At 37.2% G+C, this 24947-nt stretch carries 22 protein-coding genes and 1 tRNA gene; 11 read left to right on the top strand and 12 right to left on the bottom strand.

Annotated elements, in window-relative coordinates:
* Nucleotides 1–50: 50 nt before the first annotated feature.
* From JML65_RS02225 to JML65_RS02210, 4 genes are all read right to left on the bottom strand, one after another.
* Complete coding sequence (locus tag JML65_RS02225; RefSeq protein WP_202269766.1) at nt 51–3221, bottom strand: ABC transporter permease/M1 family aminopeptidase; 3171 nt, start codon at nt 3219–3221, stop codon at nt 51–53.
* 2 nt (nt 3222–3223) lie between these two features.
* The gene (locus tag JML65_RS02220; protein ID WP_202269765.1) at nt 3224–4096 is read right to left on the bottom strand and encodes an ABC transporter ATP-binding protein; all 873 of its coding nucleotides are present in this window, start codon (nt 4094–4096) and stop codon (nt 3224–3226) included.
* Nucleotides 4097–4337: 241 nt separating this feature from the next.
* A complete protein-coding gene (locus JML65_RS02215; RefSeq protein WP_047487719.1) occupies nt 4338–4541 on the bottom strand; it encodes a helix-turn-helix domain-containing protein in 204 nt (67 codons plus the stop codon).
* 1 nt (nt 4542) lies between these two features.
* Nucleotides 4543–5058, bottom strand: a complete 516-nt coding sequence (locus JML65_RS02210; RefSeq protein ID WP_084086176.1) for a DUF2975 domain-containing protein — start codon at nt 5056–5058, stop codon at nt 4543–4545.
* Between the two features lie 166 nt (nt 5059–5224).
* Here JML65_RS02210 and JML65_RS02205 point away from each other — a divergent pair, with 166 nt between their 5' ends.
* Nucleotides 5225–5569 (top strand): TfoX/Sxy family protein, encoded by a 345-nt coding sequence (locus JML65_RS02205; protein ID WP_047487727.1) that lies wholly within the window; start codon nt 5225–5227, stop codon nt 5567–5569.
* Between the two features lie 218 nt (nt 5570–5787).
* Here the strand turns inward: JML65_RS02205 and JML65_RS02200 are convergent, their stop codons facing one another.
* The 3 genes from JML65_RS02200 to JML65_RS02190 form a co-directional block, all read right to left on the bottom strand.
* Nucleotides 5788–6879 (bottom strand): DNA polymerase beta superfamily protein, encoded by a 1092-nt coding sequence (locus JML65_RS02200; RefSeq protein ID WP_202269764.1) that lies wholly within the window; start codon nt 6877–6879, stop codon nt 5788–5790.
* A gap of 116 nt (nt 6880–6995) precedes the next feature.
* Nucleotides 6996–9317: a glucosamine-6-phosphate isomerase gene (locus JML65_RS02195; protein ID WP_202269763.1), complete on the bottom strand. Its 2322-nt coding sequence runs from the start codon at nt 9315–9317 to the stop codon at nt 6996–6998.
* A gap of 329 nt (nt 9318–9646) precedes the next feature.
* Complete coding sequence (locus JML65_RS02190; RefSeq protein WP_202269762.1) at nt 9647–10393, bottom strand: DNA polymerase beta superfamily protein; 747 nt, start codon at nt 10391–10393, stop codon at nt 9647–9649.
* Nucleotides 10394–10694: 301 nt separating this feature from the next.
* Between JML65_RS02190 and cobT the strand changes: the two genes are divergently transcribed.
* From cobT to cobC, 3 genes are read left to right on the top strand one after another with little or no spacing between them, the layout of a single operon-like run.
* The gene (gene cobT, locus JML65_RS02185; RefSeq protein ID WP_202269761.1) at nt 10695–11699 is read left to right on the top strand and encodes a nicotinate-nucleotide--dimethylbenzimidazole phosphoribosyltransferase; all 1005 of its coding nucleotides are present in this window, start codon (nt 10695–10697) and stop codon (nt 11697–11699) included.
* Nucleotides 11700–12482: an adenosylcobinamide-GDP ribazoletransferase gene (locus tag JML65_RS02180; RefSeq protein WP_202269760.1), complete on the top strand. Its 783-nt coding sequence runs from the start codon at nt 11700–11702 to the stop codon at nt 12480–12482.
* Nucleotides 12467–13021 (top strand): alpha-ribazole phosphatase family protein, encoded by a 555-nt coding sequence (gene cobC / locus JML65_RS02175; protein ID WP_202269759.1) that lies wholly within the window; start codon nt 12467–12469, stop codon nt 13019–13021. The genes JML65_RS02180 and cobC overlap by 16 nt, the downstream gene beginning before the upstream one ends.
* Before the next feature lie 86 nt (nt 13022–13107).
* On the opposite strand, the gene JML65_RS02170 is transcribed toward cobC, so the two are convergent.
* The 3 genes from JML65_RS02170 to JML65_RS24085 all read right to left on the bottom strand — a co-directional run bounded on the left by JML65_RS02170 (nt 13108) and on the right by JML65_RS24085 (nt 16183).
* The gene (locus JML65_RS02170; protein WP_202269758.1) at nt 13108–14868 is read right to left on the bottom strand and encodes a hypothetical protein; all 1761 of its coding nucleotides are present in this window, start codon (nt 14866–14868) and stop codon (nt 13108–13110) included.
* A gap of 244 nt (nt 14869–15112) precedes the next feature.
* Nucleotides 15113–15222: transfer RNA gene (locus JML65_RS02165), tRNA-OTHER, on the bottom strand.
* Nucleotides 15223–15382: 160 nt separating this feature from the next.
* Nucleotides 15383–16183: an RtcB family protein gene (locus JML65_RS24085; RefSeq protein WP_373866351.1), complete on the bottom strand. Its 801-nt coding sequence runs from the start codon at nt 16181–16183 to the stop codon at nt 15383–15385.
* 735 nt (nt 16184–16918) lie between these two features.
* On the opposite strand from JML65_RS24085, the gene JML65_RS02155 reads away from it, so the two are divergent.
* The 3 genes from JML65_RS02155 (at nt 16919) to JML65_RS02145 (ending at nt 18631) form a co-directional block, all read left to right on the top strand.
* Nucleotides 16919–17254, top strand: coding sequence for a HopJ type III effector protein (locus tag JML65_RS02155; RefSeq protein ID WP_047487747.1), 336 nt, complete (start codon nt 16919–16921; stop codon nt 17252–17254).
* Nucleotides 17255–17329: 75 nt separating this feature from the next.
* Nucleotides 17330–18349, top strand: coding sequence for a helix-turn-helix transcriptional regulator (locus tag JML65_RS02150; protein ID WP_047487749.1), 1020 nt, complete (start codon nt 17330–17332; stop codon nt 18347–18349).
* Nucleotides 18350–18493: 144 nt separating this feature from the next.
* On the top strand, nt 18494–18631 hold the full coding sequence (locus tag JML65_RS02145; RefSeq protein ID WP_162926152.1) for a hypothetical protein: 138 nt from the start codon (nt 18494–18496) through the stop codon (nt 18629–18631).
* A 141-nt stretch (nt 18632–18772) separates the two neighbouring features.
* Here JML65_RS02145 and JML65_RS02140 read toward each other — a convergent pair whose 3' ends face one another.
* Both JML65_RS02140 and JML65_RS02135 read right to left on the bottom strand, forming a co-directional pair.
* Nucleotides 18773–19957, bottom strand: coding sequence for a DUF1501 domain-containing protein (locus tag JML65_RS02140; protein WP_202269757.1), 1185 nt, complete (start codon nt 19955–19957; stop codon nt 18773–18775).
* Between the two features lie 82 nt (nt 19958–20039).
* Nucleotides 20040–21419: a DUF1800 family protein gene (locus JML65_RS02135; protein WP_202269756.1), complete on the bottom strand. Its 1380-nt coding sequence runs from the start codon at nt 21417–21419 to the stop codon at nt 20040–20042.
* Between the two features lie 377 nt (nt 21420–21796).
* Between JML65_RS02135 and JML65_RS02130 the strand changes: the two genes are divergently transcribed.
* From JML65_RS02130 to JML65_RS02115, 4 genes are all read left to right on the top strand, one after another.
* Nucleotides 21797–22360, top strand: coding sequence for a membrane protein (locus tag JML65_RS02130; RefSeq protein ID WP_047487753.1), 564 nt, complete (start codon nt 21797–21799; stop codon nt 22358–22360).
* Nucleotides 22361–22473: 113 nt separating this feature from the next.
* On the top strand, nt 22474–23523 hold the full coding sequence (locus JML65_RS02125; protein WP_047487946.1) for a glucokinase: 1050 nt from the start codon (nt 22474–22476) through the stop codon (nt 23521–23523).
* Nucleotides 23524–23667: 144 nt separating this feature from the next.
* Nucleotides 23668–24234: a YceI family protein gene (locus JML65_RS02120; RefSeq protein WP_047487758.1), complete on the top strand. Its 567-nt coding sequence runs from the start codon at nt 23668–23670 to the stop codon at nt 24232–24234.
* A 78-nt stretch (nt 24235–24312) separates the two neighbouring features.
* Nucleotides 24313–24942 carry a YceI family protein gene (locus JML65_RS02115; protein ID WP_047487761.1) on the top strand — a complete coding sequence of 210 codons (630 nt, stop codon included), beginning with the start codon at nt 24313–24315 and terminating at the stop codon, nt 24940–24942.
* Nucleotides 24943–24947: the final 5 nt, after the last annotated feature.

Here is a 24947-nt window from a genome sequence, read left to right as displayed (position 1 = left end):
GATTAGTTAACATACATTTTTGAAAGAGAATTCCAGCGTACTCTTGTTTTTTATATAGTTTTAAATAATAGATCAATCTGTTTTTTCAAATGTTCATTGGGGGCTACTTTATAAAACTCATTGATAAGATCCATTGAAGTAGGTTTTTTAGGATAGCTGTTATTTTTTAAAAAGTTGTGTAGGGCTGCATTTACCTTTTCTTCACCTATCAGATCACTTAGCTTTACCATGGCAACTGCACCTTTAGAATAAGATATGTGAGCTGCATCTCCGGTCGCTTTATAGATGGGGATATTTTCAAACAGTCCTTTTTCATTATCATAGATCTGCTGATGAACATGGATCCTTTTCATCATCTCTGCTTTACCATGCATTTTTTTGTAGAGCATCATTTCTGTGTACATGGCAAGAGTTTCAGTAAGCATGACAGCACCTTCTCTGTCATCAGGATTGATCTGGCTGTTTCCCCACCACAGATGGGAAAGTTCGTGTCCTGCAAGCTCGTTGATAACATCCTGATGCTGGTCAGCGTGGATATTGGCGTGAAAAACCATATCCTCAGGCATAAAAACAGCAGATGGATAGGCTGTAGCAGCAACCCCCCTGGTAAAAGAAGAAACTTCTGCAAAATTGATGGTTTTAAAAGGATACTTTCCAAAATTCTGCTGACAGTAATCCAAAGTAATTATACTGTTTTTCAGAAGATGATCTACATTTTCAAAATGTTTCGGATGATAAAAAATATTGATACTAATTCCTTTGTAATGGATACTTTTTATCTGATATTCTGCTGAAGAAACAGCAAACCTGAAAGGAATGTTTTCTGCTTTATATTGAAAATAATTACGGCCTGCTTTTGTCCATTTCTTTACCAAATCTCCGGTTCCTATAGCGGTTTGATCCTTCTCCGTAGAAACGGTCATGTCCAGATTGATGAAATCTTTTTTGGATACACCCGAAGCTTCGGGATTTTTCAATGCAGCCAGTTTCCCAAGATGGTTGTCTTGCCGTATTTTCAGATCTTCAATTTCATTATCTTTCTGATAGCCTACCGACGGGAAATATCTGCTGATCCTCATGAATGAACCATTTTCTATAATTGCATTGAATGACTGATGACCATTGACGGCCACCCATTGGTAAGACAGTGTAAAATCAAGAACTGCTGTTTCATTTGGCTGCATGGTCTGTCTCAGTATTATTTCAGTAGTATTTTCAGTGATTTTCATAGCTTCAGAACCTGATTTTAAAACTGCATTTTCCAGTTTTAAATCATGATTGAAATTAATCAGTACTTTGCTGATAGGCTGGTTGGTTTGGTTTTTTAGAATGTATTTTCCAATGATCTGATATGAATTTTTTGAGGGATGCAGTTGGATTTCCGTAGTAATATCCGTGATATCAGGTTGCGGAAGATGCTCATACTTTCTGAAACTTTTTTCATACTGTACAGAGTTTGATATTTCTTTATCCTTCTCTTTGGGAAGATAGCCCTTCATAAAATAGGTCCCTGCATATATTCCTGAGAAAAGAACAATAGAAGTGAAAATGATCTGGCCGGGTACTGTTTTTTTCAATTGAATCCACTGATTGAGCATCCATAAGGTAGCCATTATACCCATTCCGAATAAAAGCCTTTGTGCAAAAGCTAATTCATAAATTCCATAGCCATTGAAATCACTGTAAGTACCTTTAAAATCTGAAAATATTCTGAAAAGAGGGTACGTCAGTATTTTTCCGGAAACCGGACCTGCCAATATAAAAACCACAAGAACAGATACTCCCAACGCTACAAATTTATTCCTGATGGTGTCATTAATAAGAAGAATAAGGCAGGAAAAAAGAATTAAGGGAAATGTATTGAAAAGAAAGACCGGTAGATAAGCATGCCAGTCGATATGGAAATACTGATAGGCAGCCTGGAAAATGATTCCCTGAATAATCAAAATTCCTGTAAAGAAAACTAACAGAAAACTGATGGAAAGGAGATGTCCCAGCAGCTTATTTTTGGAATAAAAAGTAGTGTTTTCAATCAAAAAGAACCATGAGGAACGGCTTCTCCAGTAAAGATCATTAATAAAATAGGCGGAAATAAGCAGTCCGAACAGTGGAAAGTTCTCTGAAATGGTAGTGGCCATAAGCCCGGAACCGGCATATTTTTGGGGAAGGCGTATTCCTTTCTCTATTTCGGCATACATTTCCATCCCGACAAAGAATAGCAAAAGGATGGATACAGCCGGAACGGTTATGCTTTTAAACAGATAAATTATATCAATCCGGGCAAAGGACAACGTTGCCTTAACAGAAGCTGTTTTTCCAAAATTGGGCAGAACGGAGGAATATTGTAAGGCTAATGTCTTATGGGGCGAATCAGGCTCTCTGACCGTCTTTTTTGCCTTGTGCTTAGAAATTTTTGAGAAAGAAAATAACCTGAGGCTAAGAAATAGAAAACCTATGGATATGATAAGAAATGACAGTCTGTTGAGGAGTAAATATCCTGTAAAGGATACCAACTGTGTGTTTTTCTGATGGACTGTAAAGGTCCGGGCTTCCAGAAAGTAAGAGGAAAGACCAAACGGATCCAGCCATGCAGAAATCTGCTGTGCTTCCAAAGACTGGGGAATACTTCCTGCCATAAATGGTGAATTGGAAAACAATAAAACAATCATATAAAATACGTACAGAAATAACCCTCCAATCACAACAATCAGTTTTTTACGGAGACTAAGAGATATCAAAAACAGAAAACTGCAAATCAGAAGACTGTTGATAAATCCGAAGATAAATAATGGGTAGAGATAATACCCTATATTGAATTCATTCTGCATTTCACTTCCCGTACGCAGCATCTGACCTGTAAGGAAACCGGTCATTAGGAAACAGAAACTTAAAAAAGTCTGTAAAAAGTAGATCAGAAATTTACCCTTAAGATAGGTAGATTTTGATATCGGGAAAGAAAAGAGAACAAGGTCGAATTTTGTATCCCAATCTCTAAAAAGCAGCTGTAATGCATAAACGATGGCAAAGAAAATAATAGAAAGACTCAGCATTCCGGACATGAATCCAATCGTATAAGGCGAATTGAGATAAATACCTTCTCCTACTGAAAGATTAAACTGATTACCACAGAAAATACCTATAAAGACCAGGATTAAGGCAATAAGGTATGTAAGCCAGTGCTTGATATTGCGCTTGGCTTCAAATAAAAAAAGGCTGTTCATGACTAAGGTTTTTGGGTTAGCGTATGGAAGTAAACATGCTCAAGTAAAGGAGTTACAGGACTGAAATCTTTGGGAGACTCTTCAGAAAAAACAGTGATATGAAGCTCTCTTTCTATCAGCTGCCTGCTGATGATCTCATAGCTGGCATCATAAGTTTCAAGATCATTTTTATCAATGGGCTTTGACCAGATTCTGTTTTCCAGCGCTGCCATTAATTGTCCGGGATTTCCTTTTCGAAGGATCTGTCCATGGTTCATCACGGCCATCTCCGAACAGAGATTTCTGACATCTTCTACCAGATGGGTCGACAGAATAACGATGACCTCCTGGCTGATGTTGTTTAGTAAAGCATTGAAACGGTTTCGTTCTTCAGGATCTAAACCGGCGGTGGGCTCGTCTACGATAATAATCTTAGGATCACCCAACAGAGCCTGGGCAACCCCAAAACGCTGTTTCATCCCACCGGAAAAAGTATGAACTTCTTTGTTCCGGAAATCCGAAAGATTTACTTTTTCCAGCAGATTTAGAATCTGGGTTTTACCTTTCGTTTTGTCTGTAATACCTTTGAGTACTGCGATATGCTCCAGGAGATCATAAGCAGAGACTTTTGGATATACTCCAAAATCCTGTGGAAGAAATCCCAGGTTCTGTTTTATATACCCCGGATTTTCAGCAATATTCACTTCATTAAAAAACAGGGTTCCGGAACTGGGTTTCTGCAATCCTACAATGGTTTTCATTAAGGACGATTTTCCGGCTCCGTTTGGGCCCAGCAAACCGAACATCCCATTTCCGATCTCCAATGAGATGTCCTTAATGGCTTGGAAACCATTTTTGTAAGTAAGGCTAAGGTTGTTGATAGATAGAGTATTCATAGTGTTGTGTTTGGGTAATAAAATGACAGGCAGTCCTTTTTCAGGCTGCTTTTAATAATGGTAAATAATGATGATTTATAGACTGTGGCTAAGAGTAATGATAGATTTTGGGACAGGAGAGGAAAGACAAGAGACAAGAGACTTAGAGATTATCTTATACTTTAGACTGGCAACTCAATAGTAGGAGCTCCCAATCTCAAACTCTACCACACTCCAACCCTCAAACTCTCTCACTCAAATCCTAGTCCTTATATTCAAGAATATCTCCCGGCTGGCATTCCAGGATTTTACAGATGGCTTCCAGGGTATCGAAACGCACGCCTTTGGCCTTTCCCGTTTTTAGGATAGAAAGGTTTACGGGAGTGATTCCCAGTTTTTCTGCCAATTCTTTACTCTGCATTTTTCGTTTGGCTAGCATGACATCTAAGTTGACTATAATTGGCATTTTAAATAAATAGGTCTTGTTCGTTTTGCAAATGTAGTCCTTGCTTAAAGATATTCGCAAGAAACAGACAGAAAATTCCTAGCATAAAGTGAATAAACACCAGTCCCCAGATTATACTTTCTACCTCCACAAAGAAACTGGCAGCAATTACCAATGGGAGAGGGATGAAAATATTATACAGGTAAAATCTCTTAAGCTGTTGTATATGATCTTTTGTAAACAGTTTGGGCTGAAAAAACACTTTGAAAACTTTTGCGGAAAGCCAGAAAAAGATTCCGTAGGAAATTAAAACAGCTAGAAAAGAAAAGATGATATACGGATAGTTGTTCTCAATATTCAGAAAGGGTTTTTCGGTAAACGGATAATTGATATGAAGATATTGTCCATCTTTATAAGGAGTAACAGAGAATCCTGTTACCAGACATAGAACGGAGTAGACAAAAGTGATTAAATATCCGGCAGAAAGCAGAGCGCAGATATAAAATAAAATTCTTGAAATAATTTTGGTCTGGTTCATGACACGATCATTAATTAGTATTACAAATATATAATTAATTATCGTAAAACAATAATTAATTTAAATAAAATTTTATTTCTTAAAGTGTCTACCATGAAATAGAAGTAAAAAATACGGCATTGAATGCTGTTTTTATTTAATTTTAAACAGTAAAAAATAAAAAATTATGGCTTACAATATTGAACTGGCAGACAGAGTTCGTGAACGGCTTTCAAAGGTTCCTGATATAGAAGTTGAGGAAAAGAAAATGTTCAGCGGATTAGCATTTCTTGTCAATGGAAAGATGTGTATCAATATCAGCCATGACAACCTAATGTGCCGCTATAACCCTGAATTGGAAGATGAGGTTTCGGAAAAAAAAGGTTTTCTTCCCATGATTATGAGAGGTAAACAGCTCAAAGATTACTGCTACGTAGAACCCATTGGTTTTCAAAAACCTGATGATTTTGAGTATTGGATAAAAATCTGTCTTGATTATAATACAATCGCTAAAGCCTCAAAGAAGAAGTGAGATTAAGCACGCCTTAAGGTTGGAGAGCTTGGGTGTGGGAGAGTTTGAGAGTGAGAGGGTTTGAGAGTGGGAGAGTTAGGGCCTCCTAAAAGTGATGAACAATTGAGTTCTAAATTTAAAGATAAATGGTCTCCCATCTCTACATCTCCCGTCTCTATGTCTCCCGTCTCTTGTCTCCTGTCTCTACGTCTAGTGTCTCTACCCTCTGGCTTTCCACATTATGAATATAGTTTCTCTCTGATCATTATTAAAACCTCTGTTGTTTTTTCCAGATCGGGGGAAGCAGGGAGACTGGATGTGGTGTAATGCTGTTCTATCGATTCTATCAGATCTTCTGCTTTTTGTATAACCATGTCGTATAATAGGTTTCCTGCTTTGATATTTAATAATTCATCCCGGTTTTCTACGTGGATATGAAGTGTATTGGTTTTAAAAATATGTTCACACGACTGTAGCAAACGGATGGTATGCATCATGTTTTTGCTGTCATAATTCTGCCCATGATTTTGATTGACGTTATAGCGGTCTTCATTACGCTCAGAAACCCATTTCCAATATTCCCTGTACTCCTTACAGTACGTAGAATAAGCGTCCAGATTGCAGAAGAGATAAGTGGTTGGCTTTTCATCCTTCGGCACAGACGATACGGAAACCTGATTGGCTTCTTCCTGATGCATAATTCCCTTATATCCTAATGTTCCTGATTCATCATAAAATAAGGCATATATTCCTTTGGTATGATCAATACTGACCAACCCACACTTTTCCTGTAAAAGACCAGTCCGCCCTCCGGAGACGTCTCCAGGTGATGAAAATTCATGCAGCCATTTCTTTAAAGGAACAGAGCCTTGTCCATCAAGGATACAACAGAAATCCATCACAGATTTTCTTTCTTTATCTATAGGATTTAAAATCTTTTTGTTGAGACCTTTGGCTTTTTTAATCTGTGAAACAGCATATCCGGCAAAGGTGTCTTTGCATAGTTTGGATAGAAAGTCTTCTGTTTTCAGCAGATCCATTAGTGGGTTTTTATAAAGGATACAGTCTTCCGGGCTTGCCAGAATTTCCAGGGTATTAGGATTGTTTTTCTGCAGCAATTCTACAAATCTCCCGAGTTCATAATAGGTGATGTCATTGGTTTCATTGGAAATCTGTGGAATATAGTTTAGCCCAAAGAAATCTTCTTTCGGTAAATAATATACTCCACGGATATCCGTATCTGAGGTTTCCGTAGCCAGGCCGAAAGCACGACTTCCGGAGATAGCTTCAAAGAGAATGAGGTTATTGGTTTTTAGATCTTGTATGGTCATTGATTATCTTTTGGGACGAGGATTAACCTCATGCCATTTATATTTCTTTTTTATTTAATTCTCCCTTTCTTCGTATTTTTTGAAGAAAGTAGAAGAGCGACTTATAAAATCGGTTATTAAAATACTCCTTCTGTGGATTGCTCCAGTTCACGCGCAGATTGCAGAAATTCTTCCACATTCATTTCTTTAAAGAAAAGAAGGCCATGTGTTGCCCGGAGACGTGGACTTTCGTTATCATAAAAATAAGGCTTTCCTAAAATTAACTGAGCAGCTTGAAGCTGTTCTACCCAGGTTTGTATAGAAAGATGGCTGAACTTTCCGTTGTATCTGTAGCTTGGAAAGGAGGCGTTTACCTGGCTTAGATAGCTGTTGGTAAAACTTTCATCCATTGTACTCATTGCATTAAGGGATACCGGGAAAATATGGGTGACATCGGCTGCATTGAACTGATACCAAACATTTCTATAGCCCCATATTTTGAGTTGGGAAAGGTCTTTTTCTTTACTCCACTCCCTTACAGCAGCAGCAATTGCCTGTAAAACTTTATAATGGGTGTCAGGACCACTTCCTTCAGGATCGAATGCTAAACTTATAACGGTAGGATTAATGGTTTTCAGCTGTTGCAATATAGGATATACATCTCTTTCTCTTTTGGGTTTCTCCGTAAAAATAGCGCCTGTATAAAATCCAAGTCTTAAATGATGAACGTTTTTTGTTCTTACCCCGAAGTGGGCCCACACTAATTCTTCTTCATATTCCCGAATCATTCCTTTCAGTGTCTGAATCTTTTGTTCCGGATTTTGTCCATCATAGCTGGAGTTGATGATAGCAATTACTTCGATTATTTTCTCCTCCAGGTCTTGTTTTGTTTTTAAATTCCAGAGTTCAACTATATTTCTTACCATCCTGTGAGATACAGCCCTTGACCTTTCGTCAGCGTTTTCAGAAGCAATATTGATAAGGTAATGATAGACATCTTTATCCTTTTTATTTTTATATCCAACTTCAAAGAAATCCGGATAATTAAGCATTTCTATTTCTCCTTTTTCAGTAAAGAGAAGGGTAGCCATGAGAATTTCTGTCAGGAATTTATTGGTCACTGCTGTAAAGCCTGATGTAAGGACTGAGTAATGAGATTCATTGGTTTCATTTCTGGATTGATAATGGATATAAGGCAAAAGTCCTAAAGAAATATCATCATGATGAGGACCCGTATGATAAAAAATTTCATGGGTAAGGGCTTCTGTTCCTTTTTTTATTTTACTTTCAATGGACGTGATCACTGACTGAACGGAGTCTTCATTAAGATCCGGAATTAACTGGGTATATGGATCAGACTGAAGATCTTCCAGGGTAAGATGCTCAGCATATTTGTTTAGCTTTTGAGTCAGCATCATGACTGATTTATCAGTTTTTTCCTGTGACCAGTTTCCGGACTGATAATAATCGGCAATGAAGTCATTCAATGTACTGGCAGCTCCTAATGTAATATAAAATCTGCCATTCGGGAGAGAGGAAAGAACAGAAGCCGGATATAAATTGGAAGGAGGAAGTTCCAATGCATTTTTTATCATCGGCGCTTTTGCTTCTCCTGCCGCGAAAATAATGGCTACAGCATCTTTGTTATAAGTGATTGTTTCCAGACCAATGGTGATAACCAGCCGTTCTCTGGAAATTTCAATTCCCCCAAGATCTCCGGCTGCAACTGCCTGTGTTTCGAAATTGGTTGAAGTCAATCGGGTTGTTGAATAAGGGTCAGAACCTTTAATGTTAAAGGCAATATGTCCATCAGGACCTATTCCTCCCAGAAAAAATCCAATACCTCCCAGCTTACGAATCTTTTGTTCATATTCCGAACACCAGTTGTCAATTAGGAAAATAGATTCTTTTTGCAGTTTTTCTAAAGGATTTTGTGCCTCACGGTATCTCAGTTCCAAGTCTACTTTATGACTGGGAAAAACCTCCTCAAAACTTTTGCCGTGAGCTAAAGGAATCTCATCACAGTTGATCAGAAGGGCATTTTCTCTTTTCAATCCAAGACCTTCAATATAATATTTGTTTACGTAGTGATAAAAGCTGTTGGCCTGGGAAGATTTTATAGGATAAAATTCATCGATCTGAACAAAATGAAGTTCCGCCAGTGATGGTTTTTGGCTGGCTGATAAATGATGCTTTTTTCTAAGTTCAATAATGTTTTCATTTTCCCAGTTTTCAAGAATATGCTTGGTCCAGTAAATAAAATATTCCGGTGTTTTTCCGGTAGGAAGACTGATGACGCCATTGGGATTTTCAGCCGCCCATTCCAGGAATCGAAGGGCTGTAAGCATTCCTAAATTAGGAAAATTGTCAACAGCAATATAAGGGATATTGGTTTTGCTGTTTTTTGAAAGATCATTTAAGAAAGATTGCTCTACCGGGGTGAAGTTTTTGTTTTTCATTCTGTGAATTCTTTGTCATGTTTTTAAAAATAGCTTAGGTTGCGCGAGATGTAGAACGTAAAGGACTGCAAAACGATACATAAAGTTATCAATAAATTGTTGATTTACAATGAAGGGTAAGAAGAGATGTAAGCTGTTTACTGAGCGAATTATCTCCAATTTATTTTGGAGTAAACAGCTTACATAGCCCTTTTTTAGGAGGGAAAAGGCAGGTGTTGGAAAACTATAGTTTCCTGAATAAGAAGGGAAACTTAAAATTTATTTAATCAAATTTTAATATATAGCCTTCAAAAGCAGCCATTGCATTGCTGGATCTTCCAGATCCCGGCTTAATCTAATATCTCCCTAAAAACCCTTTCCATCTCACTTTTATCTGCTTTTCCACCGATTAAACTTTTAGATCTTTCCTCATTTTCAGCGATCATATTTTCTAAAAATCCAAACAGTTCCCAATCATTCGGATGATCATAAGCTTCCCCTTTTGTAGCTTTTAAAGCAACAAGGTCCTCTATTTTCCGTTTTGTATAGCCATCTACCAAAACCAGCAGGTCACTGAACAATACAGGAGGAACGGTTCCTTTTTCTGTGATCCATTTTCCGGTTAAGGTGGTTCTCAGGCAATAGAAATAACTTTTCAGTTTTACTTTATCGTTTCTGCAGGCTTCCAGATATTTTTTACTCATGCTTAGATAATGATAAGAAACTGCTATCGGAGAAAAGCAGGCATCTGCCAGAGGGCTGAACAGATCTACAAATCTCTTGTTCTCTTTATACACAATAGGAGAGTAGAACCAGCTTAGTAAAGCGGCATTTGACTTCAGCAAAAGATGAAAGGTTTTCCGTAGATCCCATCCGGAACCATCCAGATCATCCTCTGTCATAAACTCTATAGTTTCATCCTTATCCCAGGGGGAAAGGTACCAGTCTTTTTCATGTTTGTAGATAAAGCGTATATCATAATCGCTGTCCGGAGAGGCAAAACCCCAGGCTCTGCTTCCGGATTCTACAGCCAAAAGGACTTCTACGCCCTTTTCTGCTTCTATTTCTCTTATCTTTTTAAGTATTGTTGGTGTCATTGTCTTTTATTTATAAGGCAAAGTAAGTAAGGTGGTACGTAATGTACTTGCGTAGTTTTATTAAGTTTGAGAATAATAAGGTTTGAGTGTTTGAGAGTGAGAGAGTGAGGGGGTGAGAAACGCTGTTATTGAGCTGGCAACTCAAAGTATAAGATAATCTCTAAGTGTCCTGTCTATACGTCTCTTGTCTCCAAGTCTCAAATCTCCAATCCATTTCACTTTTTATATTTGGCATTGTACAAAATACTCCCCATTTCACTAATATTGCATTTTCTCTATTTAACATAATTAATATACATTCATGTTATCAAACGAATTACAGCATAAAATTAATTTTAAAACAAAACCTTTGGGTGCCTTAGGACATCTTGAACAGTTGGCTCATAAAATAGGAATGGCTCAAAAAACAACTTCTCCCCGGTTATCACATCCTCATATGGTGGTATTTGCTGCCGATCATGGGATTGCTAAAGCTGGAGTGAGCGCTTATCCACAGGAGGTCACCTATCAGATGGTGATGAACTTTTTGGGTGGAGGAGCCGCAATTAATGTGTTTTGCAGGCAAAATGGAATTGATATTAAGATTGTAGATGCAGGGATTAATTTTGATTTTCCTTCAGACTTGAATTTGATAGACAAAAAAGTCAGAAAATCCAGCCGTAATATACTGGAAGAGCCTGCCATGACTTCTGAAGAATATCAGCAAGCTTTGAAAAACGGAAAATCAGTGGTTGAGGAGATTGCCATCACAGGCTGTAATATTATTGGGTTTGGAGAAATGGGCATCGGGAATACTTCAGCCTCTTCACTGATGATGAGTAAGCTGTTTGATCTGCCGGTGATAAGCTGCATAGGACGGGGAACCGGTTTGAATGACGATCAGTTACAGAATAAGATCAATATTTTATCAGCAGCTATAGACAAGCATACCCATACTAAGACGGCAGATGAAATAGCACAGACTTTCGGAGGGCTTGAAATAGCACAAATGATTGGTGCAATGGAAGAAGCTTTCCATCAGAATATGCTGATTATGGTGGATGGGTTTATTGCAACCGTAGCAGTTGCTACTGCATGGAAGAAGAACCCGGATATCCTGAACAACTGTATTTTCTGTCATGTAAGTGACGAGAATGCCCATCTTCAGCTTTTGGAACTGCTGGGACAAAAGGCATTATTGAATTTTAATCTTCGTTTGGGGGAAGGCACAGGCTGTGCCTTGGCTTATCCTCTGATTCAGGGTGCTGTGAATTTTCTGAATGAGATGTCTAGTTTTGAAGATGCCCATGTTTCAAATAAAAAATAAATGAAAACAATAAAGAACGAACTGATCTATCTGGCAACGGCGCTGATGTTTTTCACCAGGATTCCTGTTCCGTTTACCATTCCGTATTCCAGTGAGATCATGAATAAATCTCAGAAATATTTTGCGTGGATCGGGCTATTGGTAGGACTTATCAATGCGATGATCCTGTATCTTTCTGCTCAGCTTTTTAATATGGAAATAGGGATCGTTTTGATGATGATCACCAGTGTTTTACTTACCGGAGCTTTTCATGAAGATGGTTTCACAGATATGTGTGACAGTTTCGGTGGCGGATATGGAAAAGAAAAAATCCTTACCATCATGAAAGACAGTAGGGTGGGAGCGTATGGGACTATTGGAATTATTCTGCTGTTTGCTTTGAAGTTCTTCAGTATTCAGGCTTTGGGGGCTATTGATCTTTTTAAAACGCTGGGTATTATTATTTTGGCACACTCATCAAGCCGTTTTATTTCAGGAACAATGATTTATACCCACCAGTATGTGACTGATATTGATGTCAGCAAATCGAAACCCTTAGCGAATAAACCCTTAGACGGAACAGCCTTATTAGTAGGTTTAATTAGTGTTCTAATCTCTTTTGCGTTAATTCCGGACTGGCGCCTGATTGTTGCTTTTGCTTTGGCATATTTGGGTAAAATCTGTATGGGATGGTATTTTAAAAAGCATATCGGAGGATATACCGGAGATTGTTTGGGTTCAGTACAGCAGGTAAGTGAGGTTTTATTTTATTTAGGAACAATAATCGCATGGAAATTCATCTGATCAGACATACGGAAGTGGAAAATCCGGAAAACCGGTGTTATGGATGGGCTGAAATGTCTTTAAGAAAAGATTATCTCGAAGATTTAAAAAATCTCGATATGGATTGTGATTTCGACCTGGTTATTTCAAGCCCGGCACAACGTTGCTGTCTTTTAGCTGATTATTTTGGTTTTGATTATACAACCGATGAAAGGCTTCGGGAAATGAATTTCGGAAGCTGGGAGATGAAAAAATGGACGGATATTCCTGAAGAAGAAATTAATCCCTGGTATCAGGATTTTATTCATGTAAAACCTACAGATGGAGAAAATCTTCTTGAAATGCAAAATCGTGTACGCAGCTTTTGGAGTCAGCTGATAACAGAACAAAATATAAATAAAGCCTTAGTTATTGCGCATGCCGGGGTAATCCGTCTTATTCTTCAGTCGGTTTTAGATTTTCCCTTAGAGAATATGTTCAGTATCCGGATTGACTACGGAAAGAAAGTAATTATTCAGAAGAATGATGAATACTTTTCCATTAAAAAGATGAATGTTTAAGTCCGGTACACGGTACAGGAAATAAGTCCTTGTCCTTTATTATCCAACAAAAAAGCCATTCGGTTGTAATCAAATGGCTATATTATTTATTTAAAAATTTTTGTGAAACTATCCTTTTCCAGGTTTTCCAGTGAGAAATCAAAATCTGCGTCTGACTTTTCATTAGTCACTGTTGCTCCCAGCTCTTTTACAAGCTCATTGAAAGACATCGGCTCATACCACTGCTGATAAAGTGCATTCGTTGCCAGTACAGCAATCTCAGAGTTTCCTGAAACATGAGAATGGCCCGCTCCAAAATTCAGAAGTACGAAGCATTGTTTTTCCCCTTTCGGAAGAAGCATTCCCAGAATAGTCTGTCTCTGAACCGACTTACATTTGGCTTCAGCAAATACTTTGTTGGGATCCATCATATAGTCTCTTGAGATATTATCTCCTTTTCCAACTACAATTTTATAATCACATTCAGCATCTCCGGAATACACATTGTTCATGATTAAGGTCGGGGTATTCAGCCCTCTGTTGGCATACAGATATTCAACGGCACCCTGAGGTGCAGAGGTCATATCTCCCGAATACATCAGATTTCCATCCCCTTGGTTATAGGCGGCATTCCATCCAGTCTTTCCAGCTATATTCAATCCGGAAAGGTCAAGGTCATAAGCTCCCCAGGCATTTTCCCAGTAGATTCCTACTGCAAGATTTTCACCGGAGAATCTCGTTCCTGTCGGAATATTTCCTACAAACATTTTTTCAGAAGTGGGAAGCCCGAATTCTACATTCTCAGGGAAATAAAACTTCTTTCCGGAAAGATCAAATTTTGACTGTAAATAACTTAATATAAATTCATAATTCAATTCATTCGCGGCACTGTTCTTCCCTGTTTTTACCCAAGACTTTCCGTTTCTTATTCTGTAGACAAAAGTATCCTGGCCATACATTCTCTGGTAGCAGGCTGATAAAGCTTTAAATAAGGCAAAAGGACTGGCATTATCCAACCAATGCAGATCAGTTTCTTCCAGTAATGTGTTTGTAGCATCATTCAATGGGTTCGAAATTAAAGGCTTATGGTGAGTTTTTGACAACTTGGAAATTTTATTGACTGTTGCTCTAGCCCCTTTGTTTTTATTTTTATACGCTAAAAATAAAGGCTTAAATCTATTAAAAACCTCTGCAAGCTTTTCTAATCCAAATGTTTCAAACAAGTCGGATGGATCAAATTTGCTTAGCTTGATATTTTCAATCAGCTCATTATTTTTAATCAGAAGGCTGCTGGCTGTTGTTTTAAAGATGACATATCTCAAAAATTCTACAGGATTCTCCGGATAGATCTGATAAAGGTCTGCAATTTTTACAATAGCCTCCTTATTTCTGATGTTTTCCTTTCCCGTGAATTCATAATCCAGTTCTTCTGTTAAAATAAATAACAGATCATTAATAGTTTCTTCTTTTAAAGCGATACCTGATCTCAGTAATGACAGACATTTCTCCGTCATTTCATCAATGGAATAAGCCTTAATTACTTTAAGACTAAGCTTGAGTTCAGGAATATTCAATACCTCATCAGGGATATAGATTTCATCCTGAAAATTACTTCCGTAGGTGGAAATATAGTGTCTGATCTGATCCATGAACAGCTCCAGTCTTGTGCTGTTCTTTATTTTCTCCCATGATTTATGGAAGGTCTTATTAAGATCATTACCTTTTAGTTTTTCCTTTGAATAATAGGCAATAATCTGTTTTTTTGCCCAAAGTGCATCAGGCTCAATCACAAAACCAGCATTGGAAACAAAAGGGATTTGATCAGATTTTTGAGCCAGTACGGCATTGAATAATTGAAGTGTTTTCATGATATAAAAATTAATAAGTGAGGAGTAATTTTTTTAAAGAAAAATGATATAGGAACTCCTTTTACCTATAATTTGTAAAAAAGGCGGGGAGTAAAACCTGGTAATGTATATAGGAACCCCCTTTGCCTTATAATTTGTAAAAAGGCGGAAAGTAAATCTAAAATAATAGGAACTTTCTTTGCCTTTAATTTTTTTTAATTATGAAAATGACTAATACGTTAATATAAATATTTTCATTGTTTTGAGGAGCAGACAGGACTCGAACCTGTGACCCACAATCTTGGAGATTTATAGGAACTTTAGTTGCCTGCCGCGAAAAGTAATTTGTTGCTCTACCATCTGAGCTACTGCTCCTGCCATTATGAAAAAAGTTTTCATAAACCTTAGGGGCCTTTACACCCTTAAGGTTGGGTTATTAGTTTTTTACGACTATAAAATTTAGTTATTAGTTTTCCTAAACCTTATAGGTTTTTAAAACCCATAAGGTTTGATTTATGATATTGAAAATTACGAATTATGCTTTTCTATATTTTTTCTTTTTCTTCCAGGGTGCGTTTTTCTGAACGTCACCAGCCATAATACATCCGTAAGGCATTACTTCATCAAGGACCTCACAAAGACCATATTCTTCAATCTGTGCTCTTACGTTTTTAGCACTTTTATAAGCACTAGGCAATTCAGAGATATCAATCTCATTGGAGTAGAAACGGATATCCAATCCTTCTGTTTCCTCATTGAAGATTTCCTCAGTTGTTTTATGTGCCATAGATCTTTTATGCTGACTTCTGCTGAAGTTCCTTCCCGCCCCATGTGGAGCAAAACCTAAGTTTCTTTCAGTAGTTTTTCCCTGAACGATTAATACCGGTTCCGCCATATTGAGCGGAATCAATCTTGGTCCTGTGATATCGGGCATAAATTTATCATCCAGTGGAGTAGCTCCTTTAGCATGGTAAAATAAATCACCATCTCTGAATACGAAATTATGCTCATTCCAATATCTGTTCTCTTTTTCCACCTCCAACTTATTCAGCACTGCATCATGAATGGAGGTATGGTTTTCCTTTGTCCACTGTCTTATCAATTGAAGGGCTTCCCAATAGGATTTTCCTTCTTCAGTATCATAAGGAATCCATGCATTTTCTCTTAATGTTTCAGGAGAAATATCCTGTCTGAAACGGTTGGCCACCTTCATTCCTTTATCATAGAGCGCAGCTCCTGGTGCTCTGGAACCATGGTGAGTCACCAGCATGGTATTTCCTGTATTTTTGGAGATTCCTACAAACAGGAAATGGTTTCCATCTCCCTGGGTTCCCATATGAGAACGGGCAATGCTGATCAGTTTTTCATCATTTAGAAATTCATTTTCTCTGAAAGCTTCCATCAGTTCCTGAGACATCGGCATCTGTTCTCCTCTTGGTCTTCCTCCATATCCGAAGTGTGTGATAGAATGGGCTGCATCCAAAACCTCTTTCGGATTGGTTTTACCAAAATCCGTCAGCATAACAGAACAACAGATATCAGCGCTATGGAATCCCGGATGAATGGCATTTTTGGCAACCACCACACCTCCTACCGGAATCTGACCTTCAGGACCTGTAGGACAGGCATCAGGCATTAAAGCACCATTGATTAATGTTGGGGTTTTCATCAGAACTTTCATGGTTTTGATTACTTTTTCCACATTGTCATTTTCACTTTCATGTTCTGCCCGGATATTGATTATAAAATCTTTAGCTGTTTCATGAAGCGGTATAATGGGTAGTTGTCTGAACTGTTCCAGATATTCACTGATCTGAATTTCATCCAGATTATTTTCGTTGATATAAGTGATGGCCTCTTTAAACCATTGAGCCGGTCTATATCCTAATTCGATTAAGTGATTTCCATTAAATTCCATTTGTTTTCTCATTTTGATAATGCAAAGTAATATCATTATTGCGCAATAGTTTTGCGTAGATTATTTTTTTTTAATTATTTTTACAAAACTTAAAGGGCTGATCTGGAATAAACAAATTGGCCAACGGATTATATAATTAAAAGATTAATATGTATGGAACTATTAGAACAACTACAGCATTTTCCGGAAACTATTCAGTTCAGTGATGTTATTGAATATATCGACGGAAAGTATGATTTTACCCCCACGGCTTTTAAAAATGGTGATACCACTAATCAGGCCGGGCAGAATAACGGATCTTGTAAGGTCTTCAGCTACGCCTTATATCATGGGTTGACCAAAGAACAGACCCTTCCTCTTTTCGGAGAATTTTACAGGGATGATGTTTTGAAAAAGCCTCATGGTACTGATCACCAGAATATCAGAAACTTTATGAAATTTGGCTGGGAGGGGATTACTTTTGACGGAGACGCGTTGAAAGAGAAATAATTTTGATGAAAATAGCAAAAAGGCAAATTTACAAATCAGCAGATTTGCCTATTGCTCCAATTAAACACGATACGTATGTCATCTAATAAAAATGCTTTAATCCGTTATAAAACATTAGATAAATGTCTTAAGAACAAATACCGGAAATATACTTTGGAAGATCTTATTGATGAATGTTCTGAAGCATTATTTGAATTTGAAGGTAAAGAATCCTATGTAAGTAAGCGAACCGTGCAGCTTGATCTGCAAAATATGCGCAGTGAAAAATTCGGGTATGAGGCTCCTATTGAGGTCTATGAGAGAAAATACTACCGCTACAGCGACCCTGAATACAGTATTCATAATATTTCAGTAAACGAAAGTGATTTGAAGGCAATGAATAATGCCGTTCAAATCCTAAAGCAATTCAAAGATTTTTCTATGTTTAAAGAGATGAATGGTGTTATTCAGAAACTGGAAGATTCCATCCATTCCACCACTCAGAAATCTATTATCCATCTGGATAAAAATGAACAGCTGAAAGGATTGGAGCATATCGATATTCTTTATGAAAGTATTGCCAATAAAAAGGTGTTGAAAATTCTCTATAAAAGTTTTACGGCAAGAGAATCCAATATATATACTGTTCATCCGCAGCTGTTGAAGGAATTTAATAACCGTTGGTTTCTGATCTGTCTTTATAAACAGAAAATGTATAATCTGGCACTGGACAGAATGGAGCGTATTGAAACAGATGATGCCCTTCAGTATATTGATAAAGATCTGGATGGAGATGAATATTTTAAAGATATCGTAGGGGTTACCGTTTCAGATTCAATAGCTCCGAGGACGGTTATTTTCTGGGTAGATTCCGGAAATGCACCCTACGTAAAAACAAAACCCCTACATAAAAGCCAGGAAGTGATCCGTGAAGATCAGGAGGGAACCCTGTTTAAAATCTGTGTTCAGATCAATTTTGAACTGGAAAGGCTGTTGCTGGGATTTGGAGAGGCTCTGATTGTTCATAAACCCAGAAAACTGAGACTAAGAATGGAGGAAAAGTTTAGGGCTGCAGGTAAGAATTATCAGAACCTTGTTGTTCCCGATGAAAACTAAATACATGACGTCGGTATTTCATCTGTTACCCATGAGAAAGTGAAACAATGGGTGAGAAATAAAAAGAAACGAATTTGAAAAAACTCATCAGCAGATTTTTATCTTGGCTTGGAAATTGCATTAACGTAAAAAGAACATCACATTATGAAATCAAGAATATTTAAAGCATTAATTGCAATTATAGCACCCATTGCGATAGAATATATCGTTAAAAAAATATCTGAGAAACTTGATAAAAAAGACGATCAGAAAGAGAAAGAACCAAAGCAGATTACTGCATAAACAAAAAGTAGTTAGAATTTAAAATTGTTGAAAGAGGCTGTCGTATACCGTACAGTCTCTTTTTTTTATGATGATTTCTACCCATCGTCAAAAATTCTTTAATTTTCGCCACCTCTCCGGAGGAGGAGAATTCTAAGCATCCTATATGAAATCATAGACTCCGTTTTTCCAGCCCAGGACTTTGGAAGAGTCTGCATTAAGCCAGTTCTTCAGAATAGTGGCATATACCTTTCTGAAATCTTCTGTATAGATAAGGTCGCCCTCATTTAGATTCTGGAGATTAGGAAGGGCATTCAGCAGTCCTTTCTTTTTTAAACCTCCACTGATGAAAAACATCTGATTGGCTGTTCCGTGATCAGTTCCGTTACTCGCATTTTGGGCAACACGGCGTCCGAATTCTGAGAATGTTACAAGTAAAATATTGTGAAATAATCCGTTAGCTTTCATATCTGCAACAAAAGACTTTACCGCATCATTGATATCAGTGAATAATTTCTTCTGTCTGTCATTCTGATTGACATGCGTATCAAAACTTCCGATCGAAAGGTAATACACCTGCGTATTAATGTCAGATTTAATTAAAGATGATACTGTTTTAAAATCCTTTCCCAATTGTGAATTAGGGTAGATTTGCTCTGTTGTCTTTGCTTTGCTTTTTTCAAAAATATAATCTGCATTATTGATAGTAGATCCCAGTGTCTGATAAAGGTAAGATACGGTTTCATCTTCATGGTGATGGTCATAAAGAGACTTGAAATACTTTTCCTGGCTGGTCTGATAAAGTCTTTTAGGGTCTTTAAAGGCAAATGCTTTATTATGGTCACCTTTAAGAGCAAGGCTTAACATATCATCTACCTCAAGTGCTTGGGTGGGATGCTCACAACGATAACATTCTTCATCCAAAAAGCGGCCAATCCAACCTGTTTCCAGAAATTCATCACTCCTGCTGGCAGACTGCCAGATATCCATACTCCGGAAATGGGATTTATCAGGATCAGGATACCCCACATTGTTCATGACGGAAAGCTCACCATTGTCGAATAGCTCTTTAAAATAGGAAAGGGACGGATTAATTCCTGCTTCATCCGTAAGAGATACAGCATCCTGAATGGCAAGGGTTTTTCTTTCCCGAAAATAAATATCATTTTTTACAGGAATAATTGTATTTAATCCATCATTACCTCCTGTCAGCTGCAATACGATCAGGATATTCTGGTGGGGGTTCAGGGCATTATCCAAAGCCATAGACTTTAGAAAGCTGGGCATTAGCAGGGAAGCCGAGGCTAACGAGCTTATTTTCAGGAATTCTCGTCTTTTGATTAACATAACTTTTGAATTTAAGTTGTACAGGTAGTACCAAAGGTTGCGGGATCTATTACCTAAAATCTGCAACCTGCTACCTTAAAAACTACATTAACTGATATTCAGGGGTAGACATCAGATTGATAACCATCATTTTTATACTTTTATCAGAGAAATTTCTGACTGAGTTCATATCCAAACTTTGAGCATTCTGAATCAGATAATCTTCACAGTTTTTCTGAGCAAAAATTTTTTCTACCCGCTCCCAGTCTATGGTGATATTCGGATTTTTAAAAGACTTGTTTAAAGCAGTCTCCCGGGATTTCATACCCATGTCGATATCATCGTCCTGACGTGGACTGTATTCCAAAGGTCTTAAACCTGACCAAATCTGTGGAACCTGAAGTCTCAGCATCAGTGTTGAACTGTCGATCCATGCTTTTCCATTTGGCCATCCTGCCACATTGGGCGGGTAGAGCAGCATTTGTCCCAGTAATTTCTGATAAACGATGAGGTTTTCAGGATTTTGGATGTGCATAGGAAGAAGCCGCATGATTCCAGCCATGAGTTCGATAGGTGATTTTATCCTGTTTCCTATATTGCTCTGATCATAAAACCATGAACTTGAAAAGATCTCCCTCATAAGCTTTTTAATGTCATACCCGGAGCTGTAAAAGCCGGCACTTAGTTTATCTATCCTATCGCTATCGACCTTTTCATTAACGAAGAATTTATAAATTTTGGTGGTGATAAACCTGGAGGTAGCTTTATGTTCTAATATCATATGTAAGGCATCATCTCCATTGAAATTGCCTGTTTTTCCTAAAAAAGTCTTCACCTCTTCATCGTGAAAGTTTTTTCTTTCTTTAAAATTCCCCTCTTTATCATATCCCCATCCGGTAAAAGCTCTGGCTCCCTCTCTTACATCTTTTTCAGTATAGTTTCCTCTTCCCATTGTAAACAGCTCCATCACTTCACGGGCAAAGTTTTCGTTGGGATGATCTTTTTTGTTTTGTTGATTATTGAGAAAGTTCAGCATGGCCGGAGCCTTACTTACCTCAAAAAGAAGGTCTTTAAAGTTTCCCAATGCATGTTTCCGTATGATATTTAAAAGCTGTCTGTTGAACTTTGGATTGACTACCCTGGAAGCAAAATGACCATGCCAGAAAAAAGCCATCTTTTCTCTCATCTGTTCTTTGCTGTTCACCATTTTATCCAGAAAATGAAGATTCAGTTCATTATTCTGCTCCCTGTTGATTTTCTGCATCTGTTTTTTCTTTTCGGCAGGAGCTGTACTGCTCATGTAGTCCGCTGCCGGATCAATATCAGGAGTATCATAGGTGATTTCAGTAAAATGATCTTCTTTACATAGCTCATCAATCAACATTGTACTGTTTTTATTCTTTAAACTGTCAATTTGATTGATTCCGATCCCGAAACCTGCACGCCATAGAAGATGTTTATTTTTTATCAGTGAATCAGCCATTGTAAGAGCGTTTGTTTTTTGATGCTTCAGAAGACCTAAGGTTAAAATAACAACGGGTTAAGGATTGTTAATATTGTGAGATGGCTGCCAACCGGAAGTTTTTATTTGAAAAAATAAATGATAACAGAGACTGGTATTACTCGTAGATTTTACTGCTTCCTTTTTTCAGCTCTCAGACTTCTGATTTATTATCCTTAATTCACATTTTAAGATTAGTTTTTGATAATTTTTGTTAAACAAACATTTAAATTTTGTTAAAAATAATCTACTGATAATCATTATTTTATGATTTTGTTGAGTGTTAAAATAACAGGTAAAGTCCTGGTTGGCATGATTTTTACATCTTACTTGCTTAGTAAAATTTAAAAATTAGAGTTATGAAAATGTTTAAACAAGCAATATTACTGGCTGGAATTTTAACAGCAGGAATAGCAAGCGCACAGAATTCAAAAATGAATAATATGATTAAGGTGGGCGCAAATGTTGGTTTAGCAGTTCCTTCAGATAACCTTTCGGCTGCTGTTGGAGTAGATGTAGCTTACCAGAACCTTATTACTCCTGGTTTTGGATTAGGTATTGCATCAGGATATAGCCATTATTTCGGAAAAGATAATAACGGATATAAGAATAATGATGTAGGAGTAATTCCTGTGGCTGCTTTAATTAGAATTTATCCAAAACAAACAGGTTTCTATTTCGGAACTGATTTAGGATACGGATTCTTAGTTGGAGATAAAACAGTAGCTTCCAATACAAATGTAGAAAGAGCAAGCGGAGGTTTTTACCTTAAGCCTGAGATCGGATACCACAACAGAGACTGGAACTTCTTCGTACAATACCAGAAGGTTTTTGTAGGAACTAAAGGAGATTTACCAGGTCAGGACTATAATGTGGGAAATATCGGAGTAGGCTTCGGTTATAATATTCCATTAGGAAAGTAGTTAGATTTAATATAAACAATTATTAACCAAACCTTTTCACTTTTTGTGAAAAGGTTTTTTTTTGTCTGCAGGATTTACGAAAACAATTATTATATTTGGTAAAATTTGAGGTTATGATTCTGAATCCAAAATTTCCACTTTATTTACCAGGAGTAGAGAACAGTAATAATGATAATGTCTCTATCATCGGAGCAAGTCTCCGTGAAGACATGACGATCTTAGGCTATTTTGTTTCCAGTAATGGAGGTCTTGAGATAAAAATCCAACAAACGTATTCCACCAAAGAATATGCTTCTTTTAATGATATTTTAAAGAAGTTTATTCAGGATAATCAGCTGGAGAATGTAAAACGTCTGGGAGTGGCCGTTCCAGGTCCTGTGCTTGACGGAAAAAGCAGCCCGGCAAGATTAGGCTGGAATTTAGATATTGAAGAATATAAAAGAGATTTCGGGTTTGAAAAAGCAGATATGCTGAATGACCTGGAAGCTTCTGCTTACGGAATGGGTCTTCTTGAGGATGATGACCTGGAAGCTATCTATACAAGTGGACATCTTGAAAAAGGAAATGTTGCCATCCTTGCCCCTGGAAACGGGTTGGGGGAAGCCGGATATTTCTTTGACGGAAAATATCTAAGACCTTTCGCTACAGAAGGAGGACATTCTGAATTTTCACCAAGAACCAACGTAGAAGTTGAGTTTTATCAATTCCTAAATAATATCTACGGAATTGTAAGCTGGGAAAATGTATTATCTAAATCCGGATTGTTTAATATCTACAGATTCTTAAGAGACGTAAAAAGACACCCGGAACCGGAATGGTTGGGAGAACGTCTTTCAGGGGGTAATTTTGCAGAAGAACTTTATAAAGCTGCAGTAGAAGATAATGTATTGATCTGTAGAATTGCTTTAGATACTTTTATTGAGTTTTTGGCAAGAGAAGCGAATAACCTTACATTAAAGGTGAAGGCGACGGGAGGATTACTGATCTCAGGAGATATTCCTCAGATGGTAAGAGAATACATCGATAAAGATAAATTCTATGAAAAATTCAAGATCAGTGATAAAATGGAAGGCATGTTGAAAAATATTCCAATCTACCTGGTCAAGCAAAATCATACAGCATTAAAAGGGGTAGCGCTTTATACCGCTTACTACCAACAATAAATAAAAGGCTCCGAAGAAATTCGGAGTTTTTTTATGGGATGATATTATTCATAAAAATAATTAATTTTCTTGATTTACATCAACGCTATCTATCAGAGAAGATGGCTACCTTTGTGTTATTAAATAAGTAAATAATTTTATTCAATGAAAAAAATATTTTTATTAGCCGTTTTAGCTGGTGGTTTAGCTTTCGGACAGTCAAAAAAAGTAGTAGCGTCTGATATTCACTGGTGGGGATATAAAGTAGCAAAATCTGAGGCTAGCTCTCACGACGGTACTGTAAAAGTAAAGTCAGGAGATATGGTAATGAAAGGAAATCAATTGGTAGGAGGAAGCTTCGTATTAGATATGACTTCCATCAATGCAACTGATCTTTCCGGAGAATACCAGCAAAAACTAAACGGACACCTTAAAAACGGTGACTTCTTTGAAGTTGAAAAATTCCCGACTGCTAGTTTCAAAATTACAGGTATTAAGAAAAATAACGATAAAATCTACAGTTCTTTGGTAACAGGAAATCTTACTGTAAAAGGAAAAACAAACCCGGTTACATTCCCTGCAAAGATCTCTTACAGCAAAGGAGTGGTAAGTTTAGTATCCAATAAATTCTCTTTCGACAGACAAAAATTTGATGTAGCTTACAAATCTACAATGCAGGATGTTTTTGTGAAAGATGATATCGATATGCAGGTTAAGGTTACTGCTCAATAAATTAATCAAAAAAAGATTGTTAAAAGTGTAGAAGTTCTACACTTTTTTTTATTTTTGTTGAATTGTAAATAAAAAAGAATGAAAAGATTACTATTGTTTGCTATGGTGTGTGTAGGCATGTCATTGGTTTCCGCTCAAAAGAAATTTGATAAAGTTTCAAAAGTGACTTCATCAGAGATCAGATGGTGGGGATATAAGGTTGTAAAAACTGAAGCCTCTTCCCATTCAGGAACAGTGAAACTGAAAAGTGGAAAATTTAACTTTGACCATACTGTTTTGGTAGACGGAGAGTTTGTGATAGATATGAGAAGTATGATGGCCGGAGATGTTTCCGATGAGGACCAAATCAAGCTTACAGACGACCTTAAAAGTTCAAACTTCTTTGAAGTTAAAAAATTCCCGGTAGCCAAATTTCATTTGACTAAAATTATTCCACTAGCCAACAGTGAATACAATTCTACAGTGTATGGTGATGTGACCATTAAAGGAGTAAGAAAAACCATCACTTTTCCTGCTAATGTATATGTTACCCAGTTTACCGTAGTTGTTGAGTCTGCTAAGTTCTCATTAAACAGAAGAGACTTTAAAGTATTCTACCAGTCTTCACTAAAAGACTATTTCATCAAGAACGAAATGGATATCCAGTTCAGAGTTTCTACAGAACAGTTGGATAACGAAAACAGAGTTCCGGTAAAGAAAAAGAAATAAGATTA

Source organism: Chryseobacterium sp. KMC2 (assembly GCF_016756935.1).
GTDB lineage: Bacteria > Bacteroidota > Bacteroidia > Flavobacteriales > Weeksellaceae > Chryseobacterium > Chryseobacterium rhizosphaerae.
This window is presented reverse-complemented; position numbering and strand designations above follow the sequence as displayed.